The 13,709-nt window shown below is 56.3% G+C and carries 10 protein-coding genes; 9 read left to right on the top strand and 1 reads right to left on the bottom strand.

Features of this window, described 5'->3' with window-relative positions:
- The first annotated feature begins 52 nt into the window (after positions 1-52).
- The 6 genes from D3870_RS22570 (at position 53) to D3870_RS14565 (ending at position 8,600) form a co-directional block, all read left to right on the top strand.
- A complete protein-coding gene (locus D3870_RS22570) occupies positions 53-580 on the top strand; it encodes an FxDxF family PEP-CTERM protein (protein WP_199710662.1) in 528 nt (175 codons plus the stop codon).
- A 301-nt stretch (positions 581-881) separates the two neighbouring features.
- Positions 882-2,222: a TIGR03013 family XrtA/PEP-CTERM system glycosyltransferase gene (locus D3870_RS14585; protein WP_242489989.1), complete on the top strand. Its 1,341-nt coding sequence runs from the start codon at positions 882-884 to the stop codon at positions 2,220-2,222.
- A gap of 19 nt (positions 2,223-2,241) precedes the next feature.
- Positions 2,242-4,323, top strand: a complete 2,082-nt coding sequence (prsK, locus tag D3870_RS14580) for an XrtA/PEP-CTERM system histidine kinase PrsK (protein WP_119740179.1) — start codon at positions 2,242-2,244, stop codon at positions 4,321-4,323.
- A 17-nt stretch (positions 4,324-4,340) separates the two neighbouring features.
- Entirely contained in the window at positions 4,341-5,717 is a 1,377-nt protein-coding gene (gene prsR / locus D3870_RS14575; RefSeq protein ID WP_119740177.1) for a PEP-CTERM-box response regulator transcription factor, read from the top strand.
- Between the two features lie 65 nt (positions 5,718-5,782).
- On the top strand, positions 5,783-7,372 hold the full coding sequence (locus D3870_RS14570) for an acyl-CoA ligase (AMP-forming), exosortase A system-associated (protein ID WP_119740175.1): 1,590 nt from the start codon (positions 5,783-5,785) through the stop codon (positions 7,370-7,372).
- Positions 7,365-8,600, top strand: coding sequence for a pyridoxal-dependent decarboxylase, exosortase A system-associated (locus tag D3870_RS14565; RefSeq protein WP_119740173.1), 1,236 nt, complete (start codon positions 7,365-7,367; stop codon positions 8,598-8,600). Before D3870_RS14570 ends, D3870_RS14565 begins: the two co-directional genes overlap by 8 nt.
- A 58-nt stretch (positions 8,601-8,658) precedes the next feature.
- Here the strand turns inward: D3870_RS14565 and D3870_RS14560 are convergent, their stop codons facing one another.
- Complete coding sequence (locus D3870_RS14560; RefSeq protein WP_242490081.1) at positions 8,659-9,198, bottom strand: XrtA/PEP-CTERM system exopolysaccharide export protein; 540 nt, start codon at positions 9,196-9,198, stop codon at positions 8,659-8,661.
- Between the two features lie 437 nt (positions 9,199-9,635).
- On the opposite strand from D3870_RS14560, the gene D3870_RS14555 reads away from it, so the two are divergent.
- The 3 genes from D3870_RS14555 to D3870_RS14545 all read left to right on the top strand — a co-directional run bounded on the left by D3870_RS14555 (position 9,636) and on the right by D3870_RS14545 (position 13,703).
- Positions 9,636-11,168 (top strand): XrtA system polysaccharide chain length determinant, encoded by a 1,533-nt coding sequence (locus D3870_RS14555; RefSeq protein WP_119740172.1) that lies wholly within the window; start codon positions 9,636-9,638, stop codon positions 11,166-11,168.
- 176 nt (positions 11,169-11,344) lie between these two features.
- Positions 11,345-12,151, top strand: coding sequence for an XrtA-associated tyrosine autokinase (locus D3870_RS14550; RefSeq protein WP_119742165.1), 807 nt, complete (start codon positions 11,345-11,347; stop codon positions 12,149-12,151).
- A 19-nt stretch (positions 12,152-12,170) separates the two neighbouring features.
- A complete protein-coding gene (locus D3870_RS14545; protein ID WP_158590475.1) occupies positions 12,171-13,703 on the top strand; it encodes a TIGR03016 family PEP-CTERM system-associated outer membrane protein in 1,533 nt (510 codons plus the stop codon).
- Positions 13,704-13,709: the final 6 nt, after the last annotated feature.

Below are 13,709 nucleotides of genomic sequence, written 5' to 3'. Positions count from 1 at the left end.
CTCAATATTTCAAACTGTTCCTTAGCTTAAATTGCTTTCAAGAAAGACTTAAATGACAATCAAGAATTTCATCCTTGCCTTGGGACTGGCATTATCTGTAGCCAGCAGCTTTGCTGAACCAATCAACACGGTTGTGACATTGACGCCAAACGTCGCCGTTCCCGGATCCTACACTGCTGAATTCGGAGCAACGCATCAGTTTGCCGGCAGCTTCACCGATACGTTTATTTTTGTTCCCTTGCTTAGCGGCCTTGTGGATTCAGGTATCTTTACCATCAGCCACTCTCCAAGTTCAAACATCAATTTTGTTTCGGCGTTTATCAATGGAAATCCGTTTACCTTGAGCCCGAACGGCATCATGGAAACGGCATTTACGATTCCTTTGAACCTTACTGCCCCGATTGAACTGGTTGTCCACGGCATCGCCGGCCCGGACTTGCCGGTGGGTACTTCACTTGCCGCCAGCTATAGCGGAACCATCAATATTCAGAATGCACAAAAGGTTCCTGAGCCTGCATCACTCGCATTGCTGGGATTGGGTCTGCTTGGTTTTGCAGCAACCCGTCGCCGCAAGCAATAAGGAAAAATTGCTCGAATTTGAACCCCGCTTCGGCGGGGTTTTTTATTGGGAGTAAATACGTGTTATTGCCTTGAAGAAATGCGGGGAACAAACGGACTATTTCGAAGCCTGTTTTGTTGATGATATGTAATAAATACCTTCAGTCGTTTTGCCAATCATCTGTGGCATGGGAAATATTGTCGTAATGTAGTAATCTGGCAACCTGTAAATTAGCCAACTTTTTGTGTGTCCGGAGAATAAAGTGTTGCGGATATCTAACCATCACGTTTCCAAAATAATATCCGTCCTGTTGCTTGTTGAGGTGGCAATCCTGATTGCTTCTGTCTATCTGGGAGCCGGTATTCGTTTCCATGGCGCGACAATGCGTTATATAGGGACGCAATCCAATTCCTTTTTCCTTTCCGCCTGTGCATTTGCCATGGTCATCGTATTCAGCATGAGTGCGCTCGGCATGTACCAGGCGAATTTCAGGGAAGGGCTCCGCAATACGCTCTTGCGTCTGATGCCATCGTTTGCACTGGGTATTGGCCTCATCACCCTGATTTTTTACCTCATTCCGGAGCTTTATTTTGGGCGAGGCCTTTTAGGGCTCGTCATTGTGATCTCGGCATTTGGGATATTGATTGCACGGGTGCTTGTTTTCAAATCTTCTGAGTCAGGTCTCCTGGTTTCGAGAATCCTTTTCCTCGGCAGCGGTCCCTTGGCCAAGGAATGCCACGATTTGGCAATCAACAATATTGCTTATCATAAGTACGACATCGTTGGTTTTGTCCCGACTCCAAACGAGGAATGCCAAGTCCCGGCGTGGGCAATCCTGTCAGCCGACGAATCCTTGCTGTCAATCGCGAATAGGCATAACGCGAGTGAAGTCGTTGTATCTGTTCGTGATCGCCGCGGTGGAAGCTTTCCGATTGATGACTTGTTGGAATGCAAGTTGAATGGCATAAAGGTCACTGATGCCCCGGCATTTTTCGAGCGCGAAGCATGCCAAATCAGGGTGGATTTTCTGCAGCCAAGCTGGTTGATATTCGGTAGCGGATTCGATCAAAGTTTCTTGCGCGCGTTCGGCAAGCGCAGTTTCGATTTGCTGGTAAGCATGCTTCTTTTCATCGTAGCGCTGCCCGTCATGCTCATCACCGGGCTGTTCATTTTCCTTGAGGATCGCGGGCCGATTTTCTATCGGCAGGAGAGGGTAGGCAAGGATGGACATACGTATATGGTCATGAAATTTCGCAGCATGCGAAATGATGCGGAGAGCGGCGGAAAGCCCCAATGGGCAAAGACGAACGATCCGCGTACCACGAAGGTGGGAAGTTTCATTCGCATGGCGCGAATCGACGAGCTTCCACAAATTCTGAACGTGCTCAAAGGTGAAATGAGCTTCGTCGGACCTCGTCCGGAAAGACCTTTCTTTGTGCAGCAACTCTGCAAGGAAATTCCCTTTTACAACATGCGGCACAGCATCAAACCGGGAATTACCGGCATGGCGCAAGTGCGTTACCAGTACGGTGCCTCGGTCGAGGATGCTGTGCAAAAGCTCCAATATGATTTGTATTACGTGAAGAACAACAGTCTGTTCCTGGACATACTCATCTTGATCGATACGCTTCAGGTGGTGCTGCTGGGTAAGGGCGCGCGATGAGATTTGGAAGTGGCGAGAGATGGTGATCAACGTCGCGACATTCAGTTACGGCATCGCAGCAGCAGCATTCTTCTTTCTGGCCATGCTGCTGCTGACGGTCTGGCGTGGTCGAATTCATGGAAAGGCGCTTGCAGTCACTTGTCTTGCCACGGCCCTTTGGGCCGCCGCAACAGCCGCAGAAGTCGCGTCCGGCAAGCCGCTGACGCTTGTCACGCAGTTGCTGGAGATTGTGCGGAATGCGGGCTGGTTCATTTTGCTGCTCCTGCTCATGAGTCCGGCCAAGCCGGCAAGCATCGGTGACTTTCTCGGATCGAAGCCTGCTGCGCAGGCAATTACCATGCTTTTTGTCGTGCTTTTCATTGCCACCATTTGTGCCTATCTGCAAATGGATTTTGCGATCGGGTTGATGGCATTGATAAGCGGTGCGGCCGGTCGCGTGTTGCTGGCGGTTGTGGGCATGCTACTGGTGGAGCAGCTGTTCAGACGCACCCCGCCGGACGAGCGGTGGGCCATCAAGTTCGCTTGCCTCGGCATCGGCGGCTTGTTCGCCTATGACTTCTATCTGTATAGCGATGCCATGCTGTTTCGACGCGTGAATGCGGAGATTTGGAGTGCGCGAGGTGTGGCGAATGCGCTGACGGTGCCGCTACTGCTGATCTCGACTGCACGCGATCCCCGCTGGTCTTTCGGAATTGCGGTATCCCGACGGGCGTTGTTCCATTCCGTGGCATTGTTCGGCTCCGCCATTTACTTGCTGACGATGGCCGCCGCCGGTTATTACCTGCGTTACGCTGGTGGCGACTGGGGGGCTGTGGTGCAACTCGGGTTCCTGTTCGGTGCGGTGATCCTGTTGATTGCAACGTTGTTTTCAGGCGCCTTTCGCTCGCGGCTCAAGGTGTTCATCAGCAAGCATTTTTATCACTACAACTACGATTACCGGGAAGAGTGGATTCGCTTTACCCGCACCTTGTCGGAGAGCGGTCCGGGTGTGGGCGAGCGCGCCATCAAGTCAATTGCGGAATTGGTGGAGAGCCCGGGAGGCGCGCTATTTGTCCATCGAGGATCCGGCAATTGCGAGGCGATTGCCGGTTGGAATCTGACTTTGAATTGCGGATCGGACGCCGACAATGAGGTTCTCTGCCGATTTTTGGAGCGCACGCAATGGGTCGTCGACATGCATGAGCACGACCAGAGTCCGGGAAGGTACGAAGGGCTTGTCATGCCCGAATGGGTACGGACTTCGCCACGGACATGGTTGTTGGTTCCGCTGATATTGCATGGCAAGCTGTTCGGTTTTGTCGTTCTCCTGCAATCCCGGAGCAGTATCAACCTGAACTGGGAAGTGCTTGACCTGCTGAAGATCGCAGGCAGCCAGGCGGCCAGTTATCTGGCTCAACACGAGGCCGCGAATGCATTGGTGGTCGCGCGGCAGTTTGAGTCGTTCAATCGCATGTCGACCTTCATGGTTCACGATCTGAAAAATCTGGTGTCGCAGTTGTCGCTCATGCTTGCCAATGCAGAGAAGCACAAGGACAAGCCGGAATTTCAGGAAGACATGCTCGGCACGGTGGAACATTCGATTCAAAAGATGAAGATGCTTCTGCATAAACTGAGTCGCAGCACCAGCCTGGAAACGCCAAGCCCCATTTCAGTCGGCAGCTTGCTTCGGCTGGCGGTCGGCGCGAAATCCGCATTTGAACCGAAGCCGGCGCTCGAACTGCCGCACGATGACGCGGTCGTGTTTGCCAACGATGCACGGCTTGAGCGCGTGATCGGACACTTGATACAGAATGCGATCGAGGCTGCTCCCAGGAACGGCAGTGTGACGGTTCGCCTTCGCGTGCAGGAAGACCAGGCCGTCATTGAGGTGGCGGACAATGGGCCAGGCATGAGTGAGGCGTTCATCCGCGACAGGCTGTTCAAGCCGTTTGAATCCACCAAATCGGCGGGCATGGGGATCGGGGTGTTTGAAACCCGCGAATACATGAGTGAAATCGGCGGCAAGCTCGAGGTGATGAGTCGTCCGTCAATCGGTACAACATTCCGCATGCTGTTGCCTCTCCATCAGGATGGTGCGCAAACGATATTGAATGCGGCGTAACAGTAAAGGGAGTTTTCGTGACTCAGGACAAGAGGAAATTGTTGATTATTGAGGACGACGCCGGCCTGCAAAAGCAGTTGCGCTGGAGCCTGGATGCCTATGATGTCGTCATCGCGGGAGATCGCGAAAGCGCCCTTGCGCAGATTCGGCGGCATGAGCCGGCGGTGGTCACCATGGACCTTGGCCTGCCACCGGATCCGGACGGTGCGTCAGAGGGATTGGCAACGCTGGAGCAGATTCTCGCGATGGCGCCGGAGACGAAAGTCATCGTTCTCACGGGGAATCAGGATCAGAGCAATGCGGTAAAGGCGATCGGCGGCGGTGCCTACGACTTTCATCAGAAGCCGGTTGATCTCGAGATGCTGCGGCTGGTGATTGAGCGCGCGTTTTATCTGCATGCATTGCAACAAGAGAATCGCCGGTTGATGCAAAGCCAGGTTGCGTCGCCGATGGCGGGAATCATTACGCGCGATCCCGGCATGCTGAAGGTGTGCCGTAACGTGGAGAAGGTCGCGCCATCATCGGCAACGGTGATGCTGCTTGGCGATAGTGGAACGGGCAAGGAGCTGCTGGCAAGAGCGCTGCATGATTTGAGCCCACGGCGGGGCAAGCGGTTCATGGCGATCAACTGCGCCGCGATCCCGGAAAACCTGCTGGAAAGCGAGCTGTTCGGGTATGAGCGCGGCGCCTTCACCGGTGCCGTCAAGCAAACCATGGGCAAGATCGAACTCGCTCACGAAGGGACGTTCTTCCTGGATGAAGTGGGTGATTTGCCGATGCCGTTGCAGGCAAAGCTGCTGCGTTTCCTGCAGGAGCGGGTCATCGAAAGAATTGGCGGGCACAAGGAGATTCCGGTAGATGTTCGCATCGTCTGCGCAACGCATCAAAATCTGAAGGAGCTGACTCTTTCCGGGCGCTTCCGCGAGGACTTGTATTACCGGTTGAGTGAAATTGTCGTCATGATTCCACCGTTGGCGGATCGTGTCGGCGACGCCGCACTGCTGGCGCACCACTTCAAGAACAAGTTCAGTGCGAAGGAAGGACGTTCCGGTCTGCACTTCAACCAGCAGGCGTTGGCCATGATCGAAGGGCATTCCTGGCCCGGCAATGTACGTGAAATGGAAAACTGCATCAAGCGCGCCGTGATCATGGCGGACGGTTCGCAGATCAGTGCCGATGACCTCGGGTTGTCGGACGGCCCTGCGAATGAAGAGCCCATCAACCTGCGCCAGGTGCGCGACGAGGCCGGTTACAAGGCGATGGTGAAGGCGCTTGCCAGGGTGGACGGCAATATCGCCAAGGCGGCGGAACTGCTCGGCATCAGCCGACCCACGATGTACGATCTGATGAATCGGCACGGAATCAAGGAGGTTAAGGGATTGGCGGGCGACTGATGCAACCGTTCGCTGTCAATCGATGCACTTGACCATTCGATCATCTCGATTCAAAGCCGTTTTCAATGAGCGACCTGATTCACGAATTCATTCTTCAGCAAGCAATGCAAGCGCCGCATGCACTGGCGCTTTCGTACCAGGGGCGACAACTCTCGTACGAAGCGCTTGCGCGCGAGATCGAATCGATTGCGTCGGCATGGACCGGATCGGGCTTGCGCCGCATCGAACGTGTGGCCGTATATGCGGAAAAGCGGGAGGAGGCGGTCGTTGCGCTCTTCGGTACGGCCGCTGCCGGCGGCGTCTTTGTGCCGATCAATCCCTTGCTCAAGCCGGAGCAGGTCGCTTATATCCTCCAGGATTGCAATGTATCGATTCTGGTGACAACCAGTGAGCGGCTCATCAGTCTTGCAGACGTGCTGCCCGGATGTCGTGATCTGCGCACCATTGTTGTTGCGGGGGCGATTCACCAGGAAGCGCCATCATTTGCCGGGATGGACGTTGTGACGTGGGATGCGCTGACGGCTGTGGGTCGCGCCAGCCGGCACCGCGTTATTGACCGCGACATGGCTGCGATACTGTACACCTCTGGCAGTACCGGCAAGCCGAAGGGAGTCGTGCTTTCCCACCGCAACCTGGTGGCGGGCGCGAAAAGCGTAGCCGGTTATCTGGAGAATACCTGCGATGACCGGATTCTCGCCGTTCTGCCCTTGAGTTTCGATTATGGCTTGAGCCAGTTGACGACCGCTTTTTATTCCGGTGCGACAGCGGTCTTGATGAATTACCTGCTGCCCAGAGATGTCGTTGCTGCGGTCAGGGATGAGCGCATCACCGGCCTCGCCGCTGTTCCTCCGTTGTGGATACAACTGGCCCGGCAGGCATGGCCTGACAACTCCTCGTTGCGGTACATCACAAACTCCGGCGGGGCGATGCCGCGCACCACGCTGGATGCGCTGCGCGCCGCGCTTCCGACGGCCAAGGTGTACTTGATGTACGGGCTGACCGAGGCATTTCGCTCCACGTTCCTGCCGCCTTCGGAACTGGACCGGCGACCGGACTCCATCGGGCGATCCATTCCCAATGCTGAAGTGATGGTGGTGCGTGACAACGGCATGCCATGCGGCCCGAATGAACCGGGTGAGCTGGTGCATCGCGGCGCATTGGTCTCGCTTGGTTACTGGAACGATCCGGAGAAAACGGCCGAACGCTTCAAGCCGGTGCCATCGGTTGTTGATGGGCTTGTAATTCCCGAGATCGCGGTGTGGTCTGGCGATACCGTGAGCATGGACGAGGAAGGCTTCCTCTATTTCATGGGCCGCGCCGACGACATGATCAAGGTGTCAGGATACCGTGTCAGCCCGACCGAGGTCGAAGACGTCATTCTTGCAACCGGAACGGTCGAGGAGGTCGCCGCCATCGGCGTGCCGCATCCGACTCTGGGGCAGGCCATCGTCGCCGTCGTGCACTGCTCCGATGCCGCCGTCGCGCCGGATGTGCTGATCAAGGCATGCCGGCACCGGCTGCCGGGCTACATGGTTCCTGTGCGCGTGGACGTCCGACGTGAGAGTTTGCCCCGCAATCCCAACGGCAAAATAGACCGCAAGGCATTGCGGGCGGAACTGACCGTGTCAGTCGATCAGGAATTTCTCAATGAATGATGCAAAAGCCCGACATGCTCCGCAGGAGCAATTTCCTGTAGCCGGCAACTGTCTGCAAATCGGAGGCATGTCGCTGAATCGACTCGCCCAGCGGGTCGGCAAAACGCCCTTTTACGCATATGACCGAGACCTGCTCACAGCGCGTGTGCAACACGTGCGTGCGTGCGTGCCAGACGAAATTCATGTGCACTATTCGGTCAAGGCAAATCCAATGCCGGCGGTGGTGCAGCATCTCGCCGGCATGGTGGACGGACTGGATGTGGCTTCGGCGGGCGAGCTCAAGATCGCCCTCGACACGCCCATCGATCCCGATCACGTCAGCTTCGCGGGCCCGGCAAAGACCGAGTCCGAACTCTCGCAGGCCGTGGCTGCCGGCATCGTCCTCAGTCTCGAATCAGAGCGTCAACTTGAATGCGTGGCGCGCATTGGCGAGGCCCTGGGCATAACGCCAAAGGTCATGTTGCGCATCAATCCAGATTTCGAGCTGAAATCATCCGGCATGAAAATGGGCGGTGGCGCGAAGCAGTTCGGCGTCGATGTGGAACGGGCACCCGCTCTGCTTGAATCGATCGGCAGGCTGGGCATGGATTTCCGGGGGCTTCACATTTTCAGCGGGTCGCAATGCCTCAACGCGGATGCGATCATGGAAGCGCAATCGCGCACCTTCGAACTGGCGCTGCGCCTTGCGGACTTCGCGCCGCAAGACATCCGCATGCTCAACATCGGCGGCGGGTTCGGCATTCCGTACTTTCCCGGCGAGAGGCCGCTCGATTTGAGACCGATAGGCGCTCATCTTGAGCACTGGATGCCACATCTGAAATCCGACCTGCCACAGGCCAGGGTGATCATCGAACTGGGGCGCTACCTGGTCGGTGAAGCCGGGATTTACGTGACGCGCGTGATCGAGCGCAAGGAGTCGCGTGGTCAGGTTTTTCTCATAACCGACGGCGGTATGCATCACCATCTGGCGGCGTCAGGAAATCTTGGTCAGGTGATCCGGAAAAACTATCCGGTCGCCGTAGGCAACAAAATGGCGGAAACGAAGCGCGAGGTCGTGACGGTCACGGGGCCGCTCTGCACGCCGCTCGACCTCATTGCGGACAAGATGGAATTGGCGCGTGCCGAGCCTGGTGATCTGATCGTGGTGTTCCAGTCGGGCGCTTATGGTTTGACTGCCAGCCCGACCGGCTTCCTGAGTCATCCCCGCCCGGGCGAAGTCCTGGTGTGATGCGGAGCTCTGGTCGGCGCATCGTACGCGCCGACCCAATGCAAGCTTGCTCGTCAACTTAAAAGAAGCTTTCCGGTATGACCAGAACGTCGCCCGGCCGCATTGGCACGTTGGCCGAGATGTCGCCGTCCTTGATCAAATCGTTCAGGCGGACAGCCAGCTTCTGCTGCTTGCCGTCCATGCTGCGAATGATGTTCGCCTTGTTTCCGGCTGCAAATTCCGTGATGCCGCCCACCGCGATCAATACATCCATGAGTGACATGCCTTGGCGATAGGGCAGGGCCTGCGGCTTGGCAGCTTGGCCGATGACGCGAATCTGCTCGCCGTACGGGCCGACAAACGATGTCACGATCACCGTCACAACAGGCTGTTGAATATATTTGGATAACGCTTTTTCAATGTCGCGTGCCAAATCCGTCGGCGCCTTGCCACTGGCAACGAGGTCTTCCACCAAGGGTGTTGTGATTTTGCCGTCAGGACGTACCGACACCGCCATCGAAACTTCCGGATTGCGCCAGACAATGACATTCAGAACGTCGCCCGGGCCAATCAAATAATCACGTGCTGGCGATTGTTGCTCGGCGGCCGCAACAGGCATGGGGGCCGTCGTCGTGCATCCGATCATGATGCAGGCGGACAAGGCAATAGTGAGGCGAACAAGCCATTTGGCAAGAGAGGGGTATAGCGCGACCACGTTGGATTTCCTATTGAAAATGCTTGAAATATTCTGCAACTATCTTCTAAGCATTAGTTGATAATATGAAAGCGGCAATGTTACCACCATTGCAATACCATGTTCGAAGCTGGGCGCTCAAGTCATTCCTAGCAGACACAATGATATTGATCAATGTATAATATCGCTTATAAGGTATTGATAAATAAGCAATATTTTAATGGCGACATCGAAGGCTGATGCGCGCCGCTTCAATGCAATACAGCAAGCGGTGGCGAGTTTGGTCCGGATTACTCGCCGACATATACCGGGTTGGAGTCAGTGCAAGGTGCTGATTGCGATCCTCCAGGAGAGTTGACGAAATGGCGGATTTGGTATCACAGTGCATTTCCTTTTTGAAAGGAATTTGGAAATACCGCTGGCCCGCGGTGGCGATCGCATGGCTTGTTGCGATCGTCGGCTGGATCGCGATATACAGTCTGCGGGACAACTACCAGTCGTCTGCACGAGTGTTCGTCGATACGCAAAGCATCCTCAAGCCGCTGCTGGCCGGAATGACTTCTGTTCCCAACGTCGAGCAGCAGGTTTCCATCATGAGCCGGACATTGCTCAGTCGGCCGAATGTCGAGCGAGTCATCCGGATGGTCGATCTGGACCTCAAGGAAAATTCCGGCAAGGATCATGAGCGTCTTGTCGACAGCCTGATGGCGCAGATCAAGATCGCGGGCACTTCTCAAAACGATATCTACACGATCACCTACACGGGCGACAAGCCCAAGCTTGCAAAGGATGTCGTCCAGTCTCTGCTCACGATCTTCGTCGAAGGCAGTTTCGGAAACAAAAAACAGGATTCGGCAAAGGCAATCCAGTTCATCGATGATCAGATCAAGGCTTACGAAGAAAAACTGGTGGCGGCGGAAAATGCGCTGAAGGAATTCAAGCTGAAAAACATGGGCCTGTTGCCGCGTCAGGGCAGCGATTACGGCAACAAGCTGTTTGAAACTTCGGATGACCTTACCCAGGCGCGACTTGAGCTGCGGGAAGCCGAGCAAGCGCGTGACGCGATCAGGAAGCAAATCTATGGCGACGAGATGGCAGGCAAGGGAGGGCGCCAGGCCGAATCCAGCCTCCCCAATCCAGAAATCGATGAGCGCATCCAGTCCCTGAACAAGAATCTCGATACCCTGCGCCTGCAGTTCACCGAGCAGCATCCTGACATCGTTTCGACAAAGCGGCTGATCGCACAACTCGAAGCGCGCAAGATCGAGGAAGCCAAACACAGGAAACCCGGCATTGATCCGGGTGCGAATTACAGCCCCATGCTGCAACAGCTCAAGGTTTCCTTGTCTGCAGCGGAAGCGCGGGCCGCCTCCATGCGCGCCCGGGTCGATGAATATTCGAGCCGGATTGCACGCCTGAAGGAAATGAGTATTGCGGCACCGGAGGTGGAAAGCCAGCTTGCGCAGCTCAATCGCGATTACCTGATCAACAAGGAAAACTACGAAAAGCTCGTCGCCAGCCGGGAGTCGGCAAAGCTGTCCGGCGAACTGAGCGCGACCACGGAGATGCTGACTTTCAGGGTGATTGATCCGCCGACGCTGCCGCTTACTCCGACCGGGCCTAACCGCCTGCGATTGCTATCGCTGGTGTTTTTCGCGGCGTTGGCCGTTGGAATCGGTTGCGCATTCCTGATGAGCAGGATCCGGCCGACGTTCCTGAGCGCGAGCAGCTTGCGAGAGGTTACGGACTTGCCGATATTGGGTTCGATATCGATGAAGTGGACTGACCACGAAAAAGCGCGACGTACGAGAAGTCTCTATGCCTTTGGATTTTCCGCAGCATGTCTGCTGATTGCGTACGGCGGCGTGATCGCGGGTGCCGTGATAAAGGCGTGAATGAATACCAGCCAGCGGGGCGCAAAAATGCGAAGCGTGAGCGTCACGACAATGCAGTCTGACCGACAACGCAAGAGCGGGCAGTTACACATCGGGGAGTCAGTGTGAGCATCATTGAAAAAGCAGCGGGAAAACTGGATCAGAAAAAGAGGGATGCCACGTCGTCCCCGATGACCATGACTCACGAGACATTCGAGCAGCGGCCCTTGCCGACGCCTGCCCCCAAAGCACCGCGTTCCGGCAATCCCGACACGCAGTTGTTCACGCAGGTCGATATCAATCCCGCGCAACTGCAGCGAACGGGGATGGTCAGTCCGGATGGGGAGCGAAGCGCCATTGCGGAAGAATTCAGGCTGATCAAGCGTCCCTTGATCGACAAGGCGTTCAATCAAAAGTCGGGTGCAAGGCGCGGCAATCTGATCATGGTGACCAGTGCATTGCCGGGCGAGGGAAAGACTTTTTGCGCGATCAATCTGGCACTCAGCATTGCCATGGAAAAGGATCACACCGTGTTGCTGGTCGATGCCGACATCGCACGGCCTTCGGTGCCGCGTGCGCTGGGGTTCCAGTCGGAAGTTGGCTTGATGGACATTCTGCTCGACAGGAGCCTGCAGTTGAGCGATGTGCTGCTCAAGACAAATATCGATCGTCTGCGCATCCTGCCGGCCGGTACAAGTCACAAACATGCAACTGAACTGCTGGCAAGCCAGGCGATGACCAACTTGCTGGAAGAAATCGCCAGCCGTTACCCCGATCGCATCATCATATTTGACTCGCCGCCATTGCTGCCGACAACCGAGGCGCGTGTCCTTGCCAGCCAGATGGGGCAGATCGTGCTCGTGGTGGAAGCCGAGTCGACCACTCAGCATGCCGTCAAGGAGGCCATCCGTCAGCTCGGACCATCGTCGGCCAACGTCAATCTCGTCTATAACAAAGCGGAAAAATTCCCCGGTGGAAGTTACTATGGGTCGTACTACAACTAAGACCGCGGGAAGGAATCGGTTGGAGAAAAACTCCTGGCGGCTCGCCGGAACCGCTGCTGTCGTGGCGCTGGCGCTTTGTCCGCCAACGATGGCCGCGGAGTGGAAGTTCACTCCTGCGCTGGACATTGCCGAGACTTATACCGACAACCTGCGGCTTTCTCCGTCGGGTTCTGCAACCAGCGATTTCGTGACCCAGATCTCGCCGGGAATCGCGATTGCCGGAACAGGACGCGGCCTGCATGTGAAGGCCGACTACGTGATGCAGAACCTCGCCTATGCGCGTGAGCGCAGCGGAATCTCGACGAACCACATGCTGAATGCGCGGGCCAACGCGGAACTGGTCGAGGAACTTTTTTTTTTGGACGGCAAGGCGGCCATCAGTCAGCAAAACGTTTCCCCATTCGGACCGCAGACGAACAGCAACCTGAATCTGACCGACAATCGCGCTGACGTGCGGACATGGAATGTCAGTCCTCATCTTCGGCATCGTTTCGGCCAAACCGCCACGGCGCAGTTGCGCTATACGCGTGATGCGGTCGATACGAGCACCGGTTCGCTGCTGGACACGGAATCGGATCGCGTTCTGTTCAATCTGAATAGCGGTCCTGCATTCAAGTCGCTTGGCTGGGGTGTTCAGTACAGCAATCAAAAAACGCACTACAGCGATGCCGCGACGCTTGAAATGGAAGAGATCGCGCTCAACCTGCGCTATCTGATTTCGCCGCGATTCAGCCTGACCACGTCGGTGGGCCATGAAGACAATAACTATCTCTCGATCGGGGAGCAGCCATCCGGCTATTTCTGGTCTGCGGGATTCGTCTGGACGCCGTCGGAGAGGACGAGCATCACGGCCTCGGCCGGCAGAAGGTTCTATGGCGCCAGCTATTCGCTCGCTGCAAGCCACCGTACCCGCAACACGGTCTGGAGCGTGGGCTATCACGAAGACATCACCACCACGCAGTCGCAGTTCGCGGTTCCCATGACGATCGACACTGCCGGCTTCCTGAATCAGCTCTGGAAAAGCAGCATCCCGGACTCCGAAACACGCGCCCAGGTCGTCGACGCCTTCATCCGCAGCACGGGGCTTCCCGCTTCGCTTGCGCAGGCCGTGAATACATTCACCAATCGCGTGTTTCTCCAGAAAACGGCACAAGCCTCGGTCGCCTTGAACAGCGCGAAAAACACCCTTGTGCTCAGTCTGTTCAATACGCGGCGCGACGGCCAATCGACGCAGGCGATTGACAATGCCCTGCTCGGTGCCGCGAATGCACTGCTGGAAGACAACACGCGGCAGTTTGGCGCGAACGCAGTTTGGAACTGGCGGCTCTCGTCGCGCACCAGCCTCAATTTCGGCGCCGGCTATACCCGGGCACATTCGATATCGACGGGACGAAGGGACAACGACAAATCGTTCCGGCTGGCGCTGGTGCGGCAATTCCAGCCACGCCTGAAAGGCGTTATCGAGTACCGGCGACTGCGGCACGCATCCAGCGAAAGCAACTCGGATTTTCGGGAAAACGCCATTACGGCCTCCCTCTTGATGGGGTTCTGACGGAGT

This window comes from Noviherbaspirillum cavernae, assembly GCF_003590875.1.
In the GTDB taxonomy this organism is placed as follows: Bacteria; Pseudomonadota; Gammaproteobacteria; order Burkholderiales; family Burkholderiaceae_D; genus Noviherbaspirillum; species Noviherbaspirillum cavernae.
The sequence above is the reverse complement of the archived record's forward strand: the minus strand, read 5'-3'. Positions and strand labels throughout refer to the sequence as shown.